This is a genomic window from Pseudomonas sp. 203-8 (genome assembly GCF_020708595.1).
In the GTDB taxonomy this organism is placed as follows: domain Bacteria; phylum Pseudomonadota; class Gammaproteobacteria; order Pseudomonadales; family Pseudomonadaceae; genus Pseudomonas; species Pseudomonas aeruginosa.
The window spans coordinates 31,650-48,628 of the sequence record NZ_JAJFDF010000004.1; the positions used below are offsets into that span (position 1 = coordinate 31,650).

General features: G+C 54.3%; 13 protein-coding genes. All 13 read left to right on the forward strand.

The window, feature by feature from the left end:
- The first annotated feature begins 10 nt into the window (after positions 1 to 10).
- The 13 genes from wecC to LJF27_RS10115 all read left to right on the forward strand — a co-directional run bounded on the left by wecC (position 11) and on the right by LJF27_RS10115 (position 16,938).
- Complete coding sequence (wecC, locus tag LJF27_RS10055) at positions 11 to 1,273, forward strand: UDP-N-acetyl-D-mannosamine dehydrogenase (RefSeq protein WP_023102965.1); 1,263 nt, start codon at positions 11 to 13, stop codon at positions 1,271 to 1,273.
- A gap of 134 nt (positions 1,274 to 1,407) precedes the next feature.
- The gene (locus tag LJF27_RS10060) at positions 1,408 to 2,643 is read left to right on the forward strand and encodes a flippase (protein WP_071534942.1); all 1,236 of its coding nucleotides are present in this window, start codon (positions 1,408 to 1,410) and stop codon (positions 2,641 to 2,643) included.
- A gap of 6 nt (positions 2,644 to 2,649) precedes the next feature.
- The gene (locus LJF27_RS10065; protein ID WP_023102967.1) at positions 2,650 to 3,900 is read left to right on the forward strand and encodes a hypothetical protein; all 1,251 of its coding nucleotides are present in this window, start codon (positions 2,650 to 2,652) and stop codon (positions 3,898 to 3,900) included.
- Entirely contained in the window at positions 3,887 to 4,951 is a 1,065-nt protein-coding gene (locus LJF27_RS10070) for a glycosyltransferase (protein ID WP_023102968.1), read from the forward strand. The genes LJF27_RS10065 and LJF27_RS10070 overlap by 14 nt, the downstream gene beginning before the upstream one ends.
- Positions 4,944 to 5,957 carry a glycosyltransferase gene (locus tag LJF27_RS10075; protein ID WP_023102969.1) on the forward strand — a complete coding sequence of 338 codons (1,014 nt, stop codon included), beginning with the start codon at positions 4,944 to 4,946 and terminating at the stop codon, positions 5,955 to 5,957. Before LJF27_RS10070 ends, LJF27_RS10075 begins: the two co-directional genes overlap by 8 nt.
- Complete coding sequence (locus LJF27_RS10080) at positions 5,954 to 8,095, forward strand: bi-domain-containing oxidoreductase (RefSeq protein WP_003116428.1); 2,142 nt, start codon at positions 5,954 to 5,956, stop codon at positions 8,093 to 8,095. Before LJF27_RS10075 ends, LJF27_RS10080 begins: the two co-directional genes overlap by 4 nt.
- A gap of 8 nt (positions 8,096 to 8,103) precedes the next feature.
- Entirely contained in the window at positions 8,104 to 9,936 is a 1,833-nt protein-coding gene (locus tag LJF27_RS10085; RefSeq protein ID WP_023102970.1) for a heparinase II/III family protein, read from the forward strand.
- A complete protein-coding gene (locus LJF27_RS10090; RefSeq protein ID WP_003116430.1) occupies positions 9,933 to 11,150 on the forward strand; it encodes a glycosyltransferase family 4 protein in 1,218 nt (405 codons plus the stop codon). The genes LJF27_RS10085 and LJF27_RS10090 overlap by 4 nt, the downstream gene beginning before the upstream one ends.
- Positions 11,147 to 11,746, forward strand: a complete 600-nt coding sequence (locus LJF27_RS10095) for a sugar transferase (RefSeq protein WP_003116431.1) — start codon at positions 11,147 to 11,149, stop codon at positions 11,744 to 11,746. Before LJF27_RS10090 ends, LJF27_RS10095 begins: the two co-directional genes overlap by 4 nt.
- Entirely contained in the window at positions 11,743 to 12,378 is a 636-nt protein-coding gene (locus LJF27_RS10100; RefSeq protein WP_003116432.1) for an acetyltransferase, read from the forward strand. Before LJF27_RS10095 ends, LJF27_RS10100 begins: the two co-directional genes overlap by 4 nt.
- Positions 12,379 to 12,419: 41 nt before the next feature.
- Positions 12,420 to 13,625 (forward strand): DegT/DnrJ/EryC1/StrS family aminotransferase, encoded by a 1,206-nt coding sequence (locus tag LJF27_RS10105; protein WP_023102972.1) that lies wholly within the window; start codon positions 12,420 to 12,422, stop codon positions 13,623 to 13,625.
- Between the two features lie 192 nt (positions 13,626 to 13,817).
- Positions 13,818 to 14,846 (forward strand): MraY family glycosyltransferase, encoded by a 1,029-nt coding sequence (locus LJF27_RS10110; RefSeq protein WP_003116434.1) that lies wholly within the window; start codon positions 13,818 to 13,820, stop codon positions 14,844 to 14,846.
- Between the two features lie 94 nt (positions 14,847 to 14,940).
- The gene (locus tag LJF27_RS10115; RefSeq protein WP_003143571.1) at positions 14,941 to 16,938 is read left to right on the forward strand and encodes a polysaccharide biosynthesis protein; all 1,998 of its coding nucleotides are present in this window, start codon (positions 14,941 to 14,943) and stop codon (positions 16,936 to 16,938) included.
- The last annotated feature ends 41 nt before the right edge of the window (positions 16,939 to 16,979 follow it).

Below are 16,979 nucleotides of genomic sequence, written 5' to 3' on the forward strand. Positions count from 1 at the left end.
GGATAGGTTGATGAGTTTCCAGACTATTTCCGTAATTGGACTTGGTTACATAGGTCTTCCCACCGCAGCTGTTTTCGCTTCTCGACAGAAAAAAGTGATTGGTGTTGACGTCAATCAAGCGGCGGTTGATACCATCAATCGAGGAGAGATTCATATCGTCGAACCTGATCTAGACATGGTGGTGCATGCTGCCGTGACAGAGGGTTATCTGCGTGCGACCACCAATCCTGAGCCGGCCGACGCATTCCTTATTGCCGTTCCCACCCCATTCAAGCATGAGCACGAGCCTGATCTCACTTTCATTGAGGCTGCCAGCAAATCTATCGCACCTGTACTGAAGAAGGGTGATCTTGTCATTCTAGAGTCTACCTCTCCGGTAGGCGCTACTGAGCAAATGGCCGGTTGGTTGGCTGAGTTTCGTCCGGATCTCACTTTCCCGCAGACACATGGAGAGGCTTCGGATATTCGGGTCGCTCATTGCCCGGAGCGTGTTCTTCCGGGGCATGTATTGCGCGAACTGGTAGAGAATGATCGGGTGATTGGTGGGATGTCGGAAAAGTGCTCAGAGGCGGCATCACGGCTTTACAAAATCTTCGTGAAAGGCGAATGCATTATCACCAATGCTCGCACCGCTGAAATGTGCAAGTTGACGGAAAATAGCTTCCGTGATGTCAATATTGCGTTCGCGAATGAGCTGTCGATTATCTGCGACAAGTTGGATATCAATGTCTGGGAGCTCATTCGTCTGGCCAATCGTCATCCCAGGGTGAATATCCTGCAGCCGGGTCCGGGAGTCGGAGGGCACTGCATAGCCGTCGATCCCTGGTTCATTGTAAGCAAGACACCTGATGAAGCTAGACTGATCCGGAGCGCTCGTGAAGTCAATGATCATAAGCCTTTCTGGGTCTTGGAGAAAATAAAGCTAGCTGTCGCAGATGTTCTTCAAAAACAGCCTGAGAAGACTGCTAGGGATGTGTCCGTTGCATGTTTCGGCTTGGCATTCAAGGCAAATATCGACGACCTTCGTGAGAGCCCGGCAATTGCAATCGCGCAGCAGGTCGTTGCGTCTCATCCGGGCCGAGTACTTGTAGTGGAGCCCAATATCGAGGAGCTCCCGGGAAAATTCTCGGGAAACTTGACTCTTGCTTCTACTGACTCGGCTATGCAGGAGGCGGATGTCGTGGTTCTTCTTGTGGATCACAAAGAATTTCGAGAGATCGCTCCACATCCTCGCCAACTCGTAGTGGATACGCGAGGTTTGTGGGAGGCTTGAGTTTCTCTTGAGAAAATATTCGAGCAGATAGGCTTTGCTAGACGAGGGGGCGAATAAGGAACCCCCCCTCTATTGGGGTCTTCTGTTGTGTTGTCGAAAGCGTATCGCAGGCTTTCCAAATTGAAGAGGTGGGTTTGAGCCTTTTAAAGAATTCCTTCTCCAACCTGATTGGCTCAGCTCTTCCCGCTGTGGTCGCATTGCCGGCGCTGGGGTATATGGCGCGGGAGCTGGAGACAGCCCTTTTCGGAGCTGCAATGCTGATATGGGCTTTGGTTGGGTACGCAAGTATTTTCGATGCTGGGCTCGGTAAGTCAGTGGTAAGGCAAATTGCCATCTCTTCAGCGGAGCCTGAAAAACGAGGACCGATCCTAGGCTCTTCCCTGCTGTTTGTTCTTCTCTCGGGGGGGCTGGCGGCTGCATTGGTCCACTTTTTTGCGGAATATTTGGTTGTAGATATATTCAAGGTTGATCGTTCCTCCTATGAGGATGCCTTGACGGGAACTCGAGTGGCGGCCCTGTGTATTCCCTTCTTTTTAGCATCCTTGGTATTACAGGGTTATCTCGAGGGGGTGGAGGATTTTTATTCTTTTAATAAGTATAGGGCTCTATCAGGAACTCTTACTTATCTTCTTCCGGTAGCCTTTTTACTATTTGAGAAGACCTTTTCTTCATTGATCTATGGGCTGCTTTTTGCGCGGGCTGGTTCTTGCTTTCTGATTGCATTAATTGTTTCGCGTCGTTGTTCAGTTTGGACGTGGCGGTGGGATGTTAAGGTCTTTAAAACGCTTATAAGCTTTGGTAGTTGGCTGACTATTACAAATATAATTAGTCCTGTCATGGTCTATATGGATAAATTCCTGATAGCAAGAATTACGGGTGCAGGAGAACTTGCATATTATGCTGCACCATCCGAGTTGATAAATCGTATGTCTATTCTGCCTGTAGCTATTACGCGTGCAGTATTTCCTCGTTTATCTGCTTTGGGGGGGCAGGGATCTGCCTCTGTGAAGAGACAGGCTCTCCTTTATTCTGGAGGATTGGTTCTACCTATAATTATTGTTCTATTTTTTGTAGCGCCTTGGGGTATGGGCATATGGTTGGGTCCAGAGTACTCGGGGACGGCTGCTCAGGTTTTCCAGATCATGCTTGTAGGTTATTTGTTCAATTCGATTGCACTAGTTCCATATAATAATCTCCAGGCGAAGGGATATTCTCGGACAACAGCAATGGTGCATCTCTTGGAGGTGCTTCCTTATTTGATGCTGATGTACTTTTCGGTTCAGCAATGGGGGGTTGTCGGAGCGGCATCCATCTGGTCCTTAAGGATGGCTGTGGACTGCATTTTGATGGCTTATCTGGACTCGAAGTGACGAATCATGGCTAGCTATTATATAGAAAAATCTTTGAAATTCTTGTTTTTTGTCCTGTTGACCTTGATGCTTTCTTTTCCCAAGTCATTTGCAGTTATAAAGATAGTAATTCTTGCTTTTATGTTTTCAATGGTTTTTTTACATATCGTTCTTGGAGGGGTTAGAAGATTTTCTCTGGATATTATTTTTTTCTATCTGGTGTTCATTTTGCTGGCTGTAATTTGGTTGATCGTCGGGCTTCTGAATGATGGCTATGCGATCGCATTAGGTGATGCTTTCAGGTTGTATGTGGTCTTTTCGTTGATATTTTTGGTTCTTTATCTCTGGTTGGAGAATTTCGATTATCTACCCTTGATTTTTTCTTCGATCATGGTTTCCACGATAATCATATTTGCTTTCTGTTTCTTGTCTATTTTCGAGGCGCTGTATTCGGTCAGTCTCTTCCCCGACTTTCTTCGCGTTGAATTAAATGTCATGGCTGGTGTGCATGAGGGGCATTTTCAGCTCGGAAATAATAGTGTAAATTCGCTATTCTTTACTGTTCCTTTTCTTTTGTCTGCGCTTGTGTGCTCTAGCGAGCTTTCCAAGAGATATAGGTTTCTTTTCTTTGTCTCCTTGGTTCTTGGAGTGATCGCCGTTCTCCTAGCTGGTAGAAGAGCCCTTATGTTGATTCTATTGATGGTTCCGTTTCTTGCCGTATTCTTTCGGCGGATTAGCGGTGTTTCCTCCATCGAGGGTGGGAGAGGGGTTGGGAAGATTATCTTCGTATTTACCTTTTTTGCTGTTTGTGTGGGAGGGGTCATTCTTTTGGCTGGCCTGAACGTAAATCAGGCCGCAGAGCGTATCGAGAGTGCCTTTGCAGGTGATAGCGTCAGGGTGGATCAATTCATTTCCCTCTGGAAGGGATTCACCGATTCTCCTCTTCTCGGGTCTGGCTTCGGTGGATCTGTCGATGTCATTCGAAGCGAAGAGCGGCCTTGGATGTATGAGCTTTCCTATATGCAATTACTTTTCAATGGTGGTTTACTGGGGTTTTCTCTGATTACTGGATGCATTGGCTTCTTCTATCTGAAAGCATTATTTGTGATAAAGAATTTTTCCCTTTACAGGGCAGAGGCCATATCCACTCTTGTTGGCGTATTGGTTTTTTGCGTGGGAAGTGCTACCAATCCTTATTTTTCGGGATTTGACTCTCTGTTTCTTTTAGGTTTCATCCCGCTCATTGCTAGCGTGGGGAAGGTGTATGCGCATTCGTGAAGCTTCAATGCTAAAATCCAACAGGGTTGATCCCATACTGGTGGTACTGCTGAACTGGAACGGGTGGCAGGATACAATAGAGTGCCTTGAGTCTTTACGGCATCTGGAGCAGCCGCAGGATATCTTGGTATTCGATAATGGCTCCGAGAATGATTCAGTCTACCAACTTGAGGAGTACTTGCGCACTATCTCGATTGCGCAACACGAGGAGGCTTTCGAGTTAGATGGGCATGTTCTGCACATCGTCCACTATGATGTCTCTGGTATTGTTTATAGGCTGTGCTCTCTTGGGGAGAATCTAGGTTTTTCGGCTGGATGCAATTTGGCTGTCAAGTACGCTGAGAGTATGAGCTATGTGTATGCTCTCTTGCTGAACAACGATACCGTGTTGGAGTCAGATTCCTTACGGATAATGCATGAGGTTTTCTCGGATGTCTCGGCAGATATCGTCATTCCGCAAATTCGTTATTTCGATAGGCCTGAAATTATATGGAATTGTGGAGGAGAGGTTAGTCGCTGGGGGCGTGTTCGTTATTACTTTTCCGGAAAAAATGGCACTTACTTGGAAATAAAAGAAGCCTTTCCGGTCGGCTTTGCTACCGGCTGTTGCATGCTCTTCAAGGTTGACTTCTTCAGGTCTATCGGTGGGTTTACCGAGCAGTTTTTCTTTGGCGAGGAAGATGTAGAGTTGAGTTTCAGGCTTCGTCGAAGAGGAACTCATGTCGTTTGCGCAGCACGTGCTATCATTTATCATAAGGTAGGTGCCAGCATCCGAGGAAAAGACGAGCTTATTTTTCGCAAGACGTTCATTCACTACTTGAATCGCTTTATCAATATGCGCACTCAGTTGCCTGTCGCCGTCTGGAACGCTTGGCGGTTCCTGATCGTTTTCAAGGTAGCTATCACTCTGAGAAAGAATTTCGGCAAGTCCTCAGGTGAAATTCTCGCTTTCATACGTCTCCTTATGCGCCAGTCTTCACGTTTGCCGGGGGTCGACAAGGCTCTATTCAAGAGCGTATTGAGCAAGGGGTTGGATTACAACGATGGTTAAAGCAGGAAGATATATCATTGTCATCGGTGGTTTTCCCGATCCGGTAGGCGGTGTGACTGCATTTGTCAGTCGCTTGGCTGAGAACAATATGGTTTCAGAGGTTATCGACATATACCCCTCGCCCAGCAAAAGCGTACCTTCCGAATTCAAGGGTAGAGTGGTTTTTCGTAAAGGATTTACGGGATTCCTGTCTTATTATCTTGCCAATCATCGTCAGTGGGCCGGCAGGCTGTTGCACTTCAATTTTTCCACGTCCAGGGCTATAGTTTTCTTTCTCGTCCTTCCAAAGTTCGCTTCTGAATTCTCTTTAATGCTTCATCATGGAAGCCTACAGGTGAAAAGTAGCAGGAAGTGGCTGTATCGGGCAGCTCTTTCCAGACTTGACTATGTGTTTTGTATGAATGAGGGGCATCGCCAGTTCTATCGAGGTCTGGGGGTTCCCGAAGAGAAAATGCGGCTGGTCAGTTCCTATATAAAGATACCTCCTCTTTCTTCGATCGTTGAACCCAGGAAGGATATCGAGCAGTTCTTCGATGGTAGCCGCGTTCTGGTGGCCTCGGGATACCCCTCTTCGCTGTACAATCATGAATGGTGTATCGATTACGTTTCTGCCCGGGAGGGCTTGAAACTGGCTATTTTCCTTTATGGTTCAGGAGATGCACTTCGTAATATTGAGGAACGCGCCAATTCCGAACGTGTAAAAATATTCTGGAACTGCAGTCAGGCTACTTTCAATCATGCGCTTTCGCGTGCTTCCGTCTATCTGCGTCCTACCTCGAAAGACAGTTTCGGTGTGGCAGTAGCGGACGCAGTGGAATTGGGTGTCCCCGTCGTCGCTTCGGACGTATGTAAACGTTATCCGGGGGCTGGGCTTTTCCCGGTTGACGACTTTTCAGCCTTCTGTGAAACGGTTGACTGCATATTGAATGGGACGGACATTCGCACGGAAGATAGTGAGGGGTTCCGTGCTTTTTCTTATTCTGATTTGGATTTGAGGGACGTATGAAGCAGGTTCTCCAGGATATGGCCAAGGGTGGGACGCTGGTAACTGAGGCGCCTGCGCCTCAAGCGTCCAAGGAACATATCGTCATCAACAGCAGGGTCTCTCTTATTTCGGCTGGCACCGAGCGGATGCTCGTCGGATTTGGCAAGGCCTCCTATCTGGAAAAGGCCCGCCAGCAACCCGAGAAAGTCAAGATGGTTCTGGAGAAGGTCCAGACCGATGGCCTGATGACTACTATCGAGGCTGTTCGTTCGAAGCTTGGGCAGCCCCTGCCCCTGGGTTACTGCAATGTAGGCGTCGTTTCCGAGGTCGGTTCCGGAGTGGAAGGTTTCAAGGTCGGAGACCGGGTCGTATCCAACGGACCTCATGCCGATGTCGTAAAGGTGTCGAAGAATCTTTGCGCGCGCATTCCCGACGAAGTCGATGATGAGTCGGCGGCATTCGTCGTCGTCGCCAGCATAGGCCTGCAAGGCATTCGCCTTGCTCAGCCGACACTGGGCGAGGCGTTTGTAGTTACGGGTGTCGGCCTGATCGGTTTGCTCACGGTGCAGTTGCTGCGTGCTCATGGTTGCCGTGTCCTTGCCATCGATTATGACGAGAACAAGCTTTCCTTGGCCCGGGGATATGGAGCCGCGACCTGCAACCCCGGTCGGGGAGAAGACCCTGTTACGGCCGCCATGGCGTTCAGTCGTGGGCAAGGGGTCGACGGTGTGATCATCACCGCTTCCACGCAATCATCGGATCCTGTAACCCATGCCGCACGAATGAGTCGCAAGCGTGGCCGTATAGTCTTGGTCGGTGTCACCGGGCTAGAGCTGAACAGGGCGGATTTCTATGAAAAGGAACTTACGTTCCAGGTTTCCTGTTCTTATGGCCCTGGTCGTTACGATCCTAACTACGAGGAGAAAGGGCAGGATTATCCGCTCGGATTCGTGCGCTGGACGGAACAGCGTAATTTCGAAGCCATATTGGATATGCTCGCCTGCGGGCAACTGGATGTTCAGGCCCTGATTACCCATCGCTTCGCTTTCGAAGACGCTCCGCAAGCGTACCAGGCTCTGGTTGACGACAAGGAGAAGGCCGGTCTTGGAATCCTGTTGCAGTACACGGCGGATGCGGCCAGCCGTGCGATCAGGCAACTCGAACTTAGACAGGGGGTTACCTTCGATCCGGTTCGTCCGGTGCTCGGTTTCATCGGAGCTGGGAACTATGCGTCACGCATGCTGATTCCCGCCTTCAAGGCAGCTGGGGCGCAGTTTCATACCATTGCTACCGCCGGCGGGATCAATGGCGTCATTCATGGGCAGAAGGCCGGTTTTGCCGAAGCATCGACCGACGTCGATGCGATGCTGGCCAACCCGACGATCAATACTGTCGCTGTCGTTACCCGTCACGACAGTCATGCTCGTTTCGTTTCCCAGGTTCTTCGGGCCGGCAAGAGTGTCTTCGTGGAAAAGCCGCTAGCAATCCATGCAGGCGAGTTGCAAGAGGTCAGAGACGCCTATCAGGCAGCCAACTCCAATGGCGCTTCTGCACAGCTCATGGTTGGGTTCAACCGCCGGTTCTCGCCGCAGGTGCAGAAGATGAAGTCGTTGCTGGCTGCTGTTAAAGAACCCAAGTCCTTTATCATGACGATGAATGCCGGGGCCATTCCGGCCAATCATTGGACCCAGGACAAAGCGGTTGGCGGTGGTCGCATCATCGGCGAAGCGTGCCACTTCATCGATCTGATGCGCTTCCTGGCCGGCAGCCGGATCGTTTCCGTGCAGGCTCGCAGCATGGGCGATGGCGCAGGCGTCGAGGTGACGGAGGACAAGGCATCCATAACCCTGGGGTTCGAGGATGGCTCCTTTGGCACTATTCTGTACTTGGCCAATGGCGCGGCCAGTTTCCCTAAGGAGCGGGTCGAAGTATTCACGGCTGGACGAGTGCTGCAGTTGGATAACTTCCGCAAGTTCAAGGGATATGGCTGGCCAGGCTTTTCCAAGCTCAATTTGTGGAAACAGGACAAAGGGCAGAATGCCTGTGCCAAGGCATTTCTCGACGGACTCCAGAGCGGACAGCAGGCGATACCCGCCGAGGAGATCTTCGAGGTGGCGGACGTTACCATCCAGGTCGCAGAGTTGCTGCGTAACCAATGAGTTCGTTCATGGTAAAGGCCAGGACGGCGTGGGCGCTCGGTGCCCCCAATCTGCTGCGGGTGTTGGCTTATCGCATGGGGGTGATGACAGGGCTCAATCCCGTCCGGCGTTTGCAGGAGAGAGCGCCGTCCGGTGATTTCTTCCTGCCGACGCCGCCCCGTCCCTCGGTAGTTTCCTGGCTCGACAAGACGCCCTGGCTGGGTCGTTACTTCGGCTACGTGCCTTATGCCGCTGATTCCGTTCCCGATTGGCACAGTAATCTGCTGACTGGAATGGGAATGACCAATTCTGATCGGAATTGGTGGGAGATCCCCGATTTCGATCTGGCAGTGGGAGACATCAAGGCTGTCTGGGAGGCGTCGCGTTTCGACTGGGTGCCTGCTTTGGCGCAAAAAGCTCTGGCTGGTGAGAGTGGTGCGCTGGACAAACTGAATGCCTGGTTGAACGACTGGTGCATGAATAATCCTCCTTACAAAGGGCCGAATTGGAAATGCGGCCAGGAGGCTTCGATCAGAGTCATGCACCTGGCCCTGGCGGCCATTCTGCTGCAGCAGGTGACAGCTCCGCCTGCCGCACTGCTCGACTTGCTGCGCATCCATCTTCGAAGGATCGTGCCAACCATTCGCTATGCGATAGCTCAGGACAACAATCACGGTACCTCCGAGGCCGCAGCGTTGTTCATTGGTGGCAGTTGGCTTCGGGCTCACGGCGAGCCTGACGCCGTTACCTGGATGCGGTTAGGGAGAAAATGGCTGGAAAACCGGGCGAAACATCTGATTGGCGAGGACGGTAGCTTCAGCCAGTATTCGCTGAATTACCACCGGGTCATGCTCGATACGTTCTCACTTGCCGAGCTGTGGAGGCGTCAGCTTTCCCTTGTGGAATTCTCTGCTCGCTGGTATTCGCGGGCAAGTGCAGCGACTCACTGGCTGCACGCATTCATTGACCCTGCCACTGGTGACGGTCCGAACCTTGGGGCTAACGATGGTGCACGACTGCTACCTCTGACCCAGACCGATTATCGTGACTATCGACCTGCGGTGCAGTTGGCCATGGCATTGTTCACCGATACCAACGCCTATCCCGGCAATCAAGAGTGCAGCCGACCGCTGCTGTGGCTGGGGCTCGATCTGCCTTCTGCCGAGTCTCCTGTACCCCGGAGCCGAGTGTTCGACGAGGGTGGCTACGCCATTCTGCGGAGCGGGCAGGCAATGGCAATGCTGCGTTACCCCAGGTTCCGTTTTCGCCCCAGCCAGGCGGATGCTCTTCATCTTGATCTTTGGCTCGAAGGGCGAAATCTGCTGCGCGATGCCGGCACCTACAGCTACAACACCGAATCCGCTTGGCTGAGTTACTTCCCCGGAACGGCCAGTCACAACACGATCCAGTTCGATGGTCGCGATCAGATGCCCCGTCTCAGCCGTTTTCTTTTTGGCGACTGGTTGAAGGCGACGCAGGCTGTGCCGCTGACTTCGGAGCGAGCGTCGGAGGAAATGAATGCATTTTCGGCGGCCTATACCGATGGGTATGGCGCCAGGCATAAGCGGGAGGTTGCCTTGTTTCCGGATGGACTCAAGGTTATCGATGAGATTTCCGGCTTTTCCGCGAGTGCCGTGCTGCGCTGGAGGCTGGAGCCTGGAAGCTGGGTGTTGGATGGAAACACGCTCAAGGGAGAGAGGGGAGACGTGCTGATTTTCGAAAGCTCGATGCCTCTTCTGCGTATCGAGCTGACAATCGGGTGGGAGTCGCGCTACTACCTTGCGAAAGAGGAGGTTCCTGTCATCGAGATAGAGGTTGGGCAGGCGGGAACATTGAAGACGGATTACAGGTGGGCCCGATGAGAGTCATCTATTTTCATCAACACTTTTCGACTCCGAAAGGGATGGTAGGCATCCGCTCCTACGAGATGGCTCGCCGCCTGGTTGCCCGAGGACACCAGGTCACAATGGTGTGCGGCAGCTATGGCGGAGGGCAGACTGGTTTGGATGTGCCCTTTAGTAAAGGGAGAAGACAGGGCACGGTGGATGGAATAGACATCATCGAGTTCGATCTGGCGTATTCCAACACTGATGGTTTCATCAAGCGCACTACTACTTTTTTCAGTTTTGCCCTTCGTAGCATAAGACTGGCGATGACGGAGGAGTACGATCTCGTTTTCGCTACGACTACTCCTCTGACTGCCGGCATTCCGGGGATCTTTGCTCGTTGGCTGCGTGGCAAGGCATTCGTGTTCGAAGTCCGCGATCTCTGGCCGGAATTGCCGAAAGCCATGGGTGTGATCACCAACCCGGTGGTGCTGGGAATGATGTCTGTCCTAGAGTGGCTGAGCTATCGTTCCGCGCACCGGCTGATCGGTTTGTCGCCTGGGATCGTCGAAGGTATCGAGCGTTTAGGTGTGCCGGCGCACCTAGTGGAAATGGTGCCCAACGGCTGCGATCTGGATATTTTTGCCTCCGACTCCGAGCCGTGGCGTCCAGAGCGGGTCAAGGCAGACGACTTGCTCGCGGTATTCGCTGGAACCCACGGCGTGGCGAACGGTCTGGATGCGGTGTTGAACGCAGCTGCGGAGCTGAAGAAGAGAGGCCGGGATGATATCAAGTTGCTTTTGGTTGGGCAGGGGAAGCTCAAGCCGGTTCTGCAGCAGCGTGCCTTCCGTAAAGGGCTGGATAATGTGGTTTTTCACGAGCCCGTGAACAAGGCCCGACTGGCAGGGCTCATGGCCTCGGCGGACCTGGGATTGCAGGTGTTGGCCAATGTGCCGGCTTTTTACTATGGCACTTCGCCGAACAAGTTCTTCGACTATATAGCTGCAGGATTGCCGGTGCTGAACAATTATCCTGGTTGGTTGGCAGGGATGATTGCTGACAATCAATGCGGCTTTGCCGTCGAGCCGGACAGTCCGACCGCTTTCGCCGATGCACTGGAGCGCGCTGCGGACGATCGTGAGTCGCTGAGAGCAATGGGGGAGCGGGGTAGAGCCTTGGCGGTCCGAGAGTTCGAGAGACACAAGCTTGCGGACCGGTTCGTCGATTGGTTGGAAGGGGCGAAGTCTTGATCAAGCGCCTCTTCGATATCGTTGCTTCTTTACTGGGGTTGTTACTGCTATCTCCGGTCATTCTGTTCGTCGCCTGGCAGATACGCCGGAAACTCGGCAAGCCTGTGCTTTTCCGCCAGGTACGACCCGGCGTCGGCGGACATCCTTTCGAAATGATCAAGTTCCGCACGATGCGCGATGCCGTGGATGCGAACGGAAACGCATTGCCCGATGTCGAGCGTATGACCCCCTTTGGCAACTTTTTACGTTCCACCAGCCTCGATGAGTTGCCGGAGTTATGGAATGTTCTGAAGGGAGACATGAGTCTGGTTGGGCCTCGTCCCCTCTTGATGGAGTATCTTCCGTTGTATTCCGTCGAACAGTACCGAAGGCATGAACTAAGGCCCGGTGTTACCGGCTGGGCTCAGGTAAATGGACGGAATGCGCTGAGCTGGGAGGAGAAGTTCGAGCTGGATGTCTGGTATGTCGATAATCGTTCGTTCTGGCTGGATCTTAAAATCATTCTCATGACCTTGAAGAAGGTGTTTGTCCGCGAAGGAATCAGTGCGGATGGAGAGGCGACGATGTCCAAATTCACCGGGAGCGAGAAGTCATGAGAAAGCTGGCTATTCTCGGCGCTGGCGGGCATGGGAAGGTCGTTGCCGATACGGCGGAATGCTGTGGCTGGGAAGAAGTGTTTTTCTTCGACGATGCCTGGCCGGGAAAGAGTGCCAATGGCAGATGGGAGATTGTCGGTGGTTTCGATGATTTGATGGCCCGTCTTCCCGAGTTCGGTGGCGTTGTCGTGGCTATCGGCAACAACGTCACTCGCCATGCAAAGCTCGAGGCGTTGAAGGTGGCCGGAGCTGGACTCATCGTGCTTTGCCACCCTCAGGCAAGTATTAGCCGCTATGCGTCGCTGGGGCTGGGCACAGTGGTGTTCGCTGGTGTGGTGGTGAATGTCGATGCCCGTATCGGAGAGGGTGTCATTCTCAATACCGGTTGCAGTATCGATCATGATTGCGTGCTCGGAGCTGCCGTGCACGTCAGCCCGGGGGCCCGAATCGCGGGTGGTGTGGAGATAGCGGAGAAGGCCTGGATTGGTATGGGGGCCTGTATCCGTCAATTGACACGTATCGGGGCTGGGTCAATAGTGGGGGCCGGCGCAGTGGTGCTGGAGGAAGTCCCCGAGTCGGTTACCGTTGTCGGCGTTCCCGCAAAGATTCTGCATATGGGACAGCACCTCTGAGCGTTTGCTGCCCTTTCAAACAATTCTGATGAGTGAGTGCTGTGCTGAATACACCTTTTTCTCCGTGGCCATCATTTTCCGAAGAGGAGGCCAATGCCGTTCGAGATGTTGTCCTGTCCAACAGGGTCAATTACTGGACCGGCCAGGAGTGCCGCGAGTTTGAAAAAGAATTTGCGACCTGGGCCGACTCCAGGTTCGCTGTCGCTCTCGCTAATGGAACCGTTGCCTTGGATGTAGCACTGAAGGCCCTTGGGATCGGAGTTGGCGATGAGGTGGTGGTGACCTCGCGGACATTCCTGGCCTCTGCTTCTTCCATCGTCAATATCGGGGCCGTTCCAGTATTCGCCGATGTCGACCTGGATACCCAGAACGTGACCGTTGACTCCATCCGTGCTGTCCTGACCGAGCGCACCAAGGCGATCATCTGTGTTCACCTGGCAGGATGGCCGTGCGACATGGACCCGATCATGGCGTTGGCCGAGGAGCATGGGCTGAAGGTGGTCGAGGATTGTGCCCAGGCGCATGGAGCTCGTTATAAAGGGCGTTCGGTTGGCTCCATTGGACACATTAGTGCTTGGTCGTTCTGCCAGGACAAGATAATGACCACGGGAGGAGAGGGCGGTATGGTCACTACCGACGACCGCGAACTCTGGTCCCGCATGTGGTCGTACAAGGATCACGGAAAGAGTTGGGAGGCGGTCTACGAGCGGGAGCACGCGCCGGGTTTCCGTTGGCTGCATGAAAGTTTCGGTACGAATTTCCGGATGATGGAGGTCCAGGCTGTCATCGGTCGTATCCAGCTACGCCGGATGGGCGACTGGCATGTCCGCCGGCTTGCGAATGCGCAGCGCATCTGGGAGAAAGCCCGGAATCTACCTGGGTTACGAGTACCGATCATTCCTGAAGGTATCGAACACGCTGCTTATAAGTGCTACGTATTCGTGGATCCGCCGCGTTTGGCTGAGGGGTGGACGCGTGATCGTATACTGTCCGAAATCGTCGCCCGCGGTGTGCCGTGCTTTTCTGGCTCATGCTCCGAGATTTATCTTGAAAAGGCGTTCGATTCGACGGGGTGGCGGCCGGAAGTACGCTTGCCCAACGCGGTGACGCTGGGTGAGGACAGCCTCATGTTCTTGGTCCATCCAACCTTGAGCGAGAGCGAGATTCAGAGAACACTCGATGTGCTGGAGGCAGTCATGCTGGAGGCCTGCCGGGATTCTCAGGTCGCGGGGGCGAGTATCGGGTAATCACCGATGCAGCCGGGAGTGGGGCACATTCAGCCTTGCTCCGCCTGTCTTGCTGCGGAGGATATCTTCTCCTGAGGCATTCCGGTTCAAAAACGAATGCCTCGACGGGAAGGCGTAGAAAGGAAACTCTACATGGGTTGAAAAATTGCTTCCGTCGTTCACTCTTCGGGAGTCGTCTTGAGATAATAATAAATGGGCACTCTGCTTCTCCTCTCTTCGCTGGTCTTCTCTTTTGTCGTAACAGCCGCACTCCGGCGCTATGCCCTGGCCGAGAAGCTTCTGGATGTTCCCAACTTTCGTAGTTCGCATAGCTGCCCGACCCCGCGGGGCGGGGGAATGGCTTTCGTCGTTAGTTTCCTGTCGAGCTTGCTCTACCTGACATTCACCGGCTTGATCGGTACGGAAACTTTCTACGCGCTGTTCGGTGGCGGCGCTGGCGTGGCGTTGCTGGGCTGGCTTGACGACCATGGTTACAGCATCACCGTCGGGCTTAGGCTGTTGGGACATTTCTCCGCGGCTTTATGGGTGCTTTTCTGGCTCGGAGGCATGCCGCCAGTCCCCGTATTCGGCCACACCGTCGATCTGGGGGTATTCGGCAACCTGCCGGCTTTGCTTTATCTGGCCTGGTTGTTGAACCTGTATAACTTCATGGACGGTATTGATGGCCTCGCCAGTGTCGAGGCGATCTGTGTATGCCTGGGGGGAATACTGCTGCTGTGGACGCTAGCGGCCAGTGGCCTGGGGCCTCATTATGGCGAGGGCGTATGGCTACTGGCCTTGCTTGCCTGCACCGTATTGGGTTTTCTCATCTGGAATTTCCCACCCGCCCGCATTTTCATGGGGGATTCCGGCAGCGGTTTCCTGGGCATCGTCCTCGGGACGATTTCTTTGCAGATGGCCTGGTTTTCCCCCTCTCTGTTCTGGTGTTGGCTGATCCTGCTCGGGGTATTCGTGGTCGACGCAACCTTTACGTTGCTGCGTCGTCTGCTACGAGGCGATAAAATTCACCAGAGTCATCGCAGCCATGCCTACCAGCACGCAGCCCGCATGCTGTCGCGGCATTTGCCGGTTACCCTTGGAGTGGTTGCGATCAATCTCTTCTGGTTATTGCCCCTGGCATTACTGGTAGTGCTGGGCATTATCGATGGGGTCTTGGGAATGCTTATCGCGTATGCTCCCCTGATTTGGTTGGTAGTCAGGCTCGGGGCTGGGAAGCCCTGAGCATTGGGCTGCTGCCCTTGCAATGTTGCTGCTATGGTTTGTCTACCGATACGACGGATCGGTATGGATGTATTGAACGGGGCTGATAAATAGGATGTTGGATAATTTGAGGATGAAGCTCCTGGGATTGCCGCGTCGCTACAAGCGAATGCTGCAAGTCGCCGCCGATGTGAGCCTTGTTTGGCTATCGCTCTGGCTAGCCTTCCTAGTCAGGCTGGGCACGGAAGACATGATCAGCCCCTTCGGCGGCCATGCCTGGCTGTTCATCGCCGCCCCGTTGGTGGCCATTCCCCTGTTCATCCGCTTCGGCATGTACCGGGCGGTGATGCGCTACCTGGGCAACGACGCCCTTATCGCGATCGCCAAGGCCGTCACCATTTCCGCGCTGGTCCTGTCGTTGCTGGTCTACTGGTACCGCTCCCCGCCGGCGGTGGTGCCGCGTTCCCTGGTGTTCAACTACTGGTGGTTGAGCATGCTGCTGATCGGCGGCTTGCGTCTGGCCATGCGCCAGTATTTCATGGGCGACTGGTACTCTGCTGTGCAGTCGGTACCATTTCTCAATCGCCAGGATGGCCTGCCCAGGGTGGCCATCTATGGCGCGGGGGCGGCCGGCAACCAGTTGGTTGCGGCATTGCGTCTCGGTCGGGCGATGCGTCCGGTGGCGTTCATCGATGACGACAAGCAGATCGCCAACCGGGTCATCGCCGGTCTGCGGGTCTATACCGCCAAGCATATCCGCCAGATGATCGACGAGACGGGCGCGCAGGAGGTTCTCCTGGCGATTCCTTCCGCCACTCGGGCCCGGCGCCGAGAGATTCTCGAGTCCCTGGAGCCGTTCCCGCTGCACGTGCGCAGCATGCCCGGCTTCATGGACCTGGCCAGCGGCCGGGTCAAGGTGGACGACCTGCAGGAGGTGGACATCGCTGACCTGCTGGGGCGCGACAGCGTCGCACCGCGCAAGGAGCTGCTGGAACGGTGCATCCGCGGTCAGGTGGTGATGGTGACTGGGGCGGGCGGTTCTATCGGTTCGGAACTCTGTCGGCAGATCATGAGTTGTTCGCCTAGCGTGCTGATCCTGTTCGAGCACAGCGAATACAACCTCTACAGCATCCATCAGGAACTGGAGCGTCGGATCAAGCGCGAGTCGCTTTCGGTGAACCTGTTGCCGATCCTCGGTTCGGTGCGCAATCCCGAGCGCCTGGTGGACGTGATGCGTACCTGGAAGGTCAATACCGTCTACCATGCGGCGGCCTACAAGCATGTGCCGATCGTCGAGCACAACATCGCCGAGGGCGTTCTCAACAACGTGATAGGCACCTTGCATGCGGTGCAGGCCGCGGTGCAGGTCGGCGTGCAGAACTTCGTGCTGATTTCCACCGACAAGGCGGTGCGACCGACCAATGTGATGGGCAGCACCAAGCGCCTGGCGGAGATGGTCCTTCAGGCGCTCAGCAACGAATCGGCACCGGTGCTGTTCGGCGATCGGAAGGACGTGCATCACGTCAACAAGACCCGTTTCACCATGGTCCGCTTCGGCAACGTCCTCGGTTCGTCCGGTTCGGTCATTCCGCTGTTCCGCGAGCAGATCAAGCGCGGCGGCCCGGTGACGGTCACCCACCCGAGCATCACCCGTTACTTCATGACCATTCCCGAGGCAGCGCAGTTGGTCATCCAGGCCGGTTCGATGGGGCAGGGCGGAGATGTATTCGTGCTGGACATGGGGCCGCCGGTGAAGATCCTGGAGCTCGCCGAGAAGATGATCCACCTGTCCGGCCTGAGCGTGCGTTCCGAGCGTTCGCCCCATGGTGACATCGCCATCGAGTTCAGTGGCCTGCGTCCTGGCGAGAAGCTCTACGAAGAGCTGCTGATCGGTGACAACGTGAATCCCACCGACCATCCGATGATCATGCGGGCCAACGAGGAACACCTGAGCTGGGAGGCCTTCAAGGTCGTGCTGGAGCAGTTGCTGGCCGCCGTGGAGAAGGACGACTACTCGCGGGTTCGCCAGTTGCTGCGGGAAACCGTCAGCGGCTATGCGCCTGACGGTGAAATCGTCGACTGGATCTATCGCCAGAGGCGGCGAGAACCCTGAGTCATCGTTCTCCGGAAAAGGCCGCCTAGCGGCCTTTTTTG

Bases quoted from the DNA above. Each gene is read 5' to 3' on its own strand.
- wecC (WP_023102965.1), top strand. From the start codon at position 11: ATGAGTTTCCAGACTATTTCCGTAATTGGACTTGGTTACATAGGTCTT.
- LJF27_RS10065 (WP_023102967.1), top strand. From the start codon at position 2,650: ATGGCTAGCTATTATATAGAAAAATCTTTGAAATTCTTGTTTTTTGTC.
- LJF27_RS10070 (WP_023102968.1), top strand. From the start codon at position 3,887: ATGCGCATTCGTGAAGCTTCAATGCTAAAATCCAACAGGGTTGATCCC.
- LJF27_RS10075 (WP_023102969.1), top strand. From the start codon at position 4,944: ATGGTTAAAGCAGGAAGATATATCATTGTCATCGGTGGTTTTCCCGAT.
- LJF27_RS10080 (WP_003116428.1), top strand. From the start codon at position 5,954: ATGAAGCAGGTTCTCCAGGATATGGCCAAGGGTGGGACGCTGGTAACT.
- LJF27_RS10085 (WP_023102970.1), top strand. From the start codon at position 8,104: ATGGTAAAGGCCAGGACGGCGTGGGCGCTCGGTGCCCCCAATCTGCTG.
- LJF27_RS10090 (WP_003116430.1), top strand. From the start codon at position 9,933: ATGAGAGTCATCTATTTTCATCAACACTTTTCGACTCCGAAAGGGATG.
- LJF27_RS10100 (WP_003116432.1), top strand. From the start codon at position 11,743: ATGAGAAAGCTGGCTATTCTCGGCGCTGGCGGGCATGGGAAGGTCGTT.
- LJF27_RS10110 (WP_003116434.1), top strand. From the start codon at position 13,818: ATGGGCACTCTGCTTCTCCTCTCTTCGCTGGTCTTCTCTTTTGTCGTA.
- LJF27_RS10115 (WP_003143571.1), top strand. From the start codon at position 14,941: ATGTTGGATAATTTGAGGATGAAGCTCCTGGGATTGCCGCGTCGCTAC.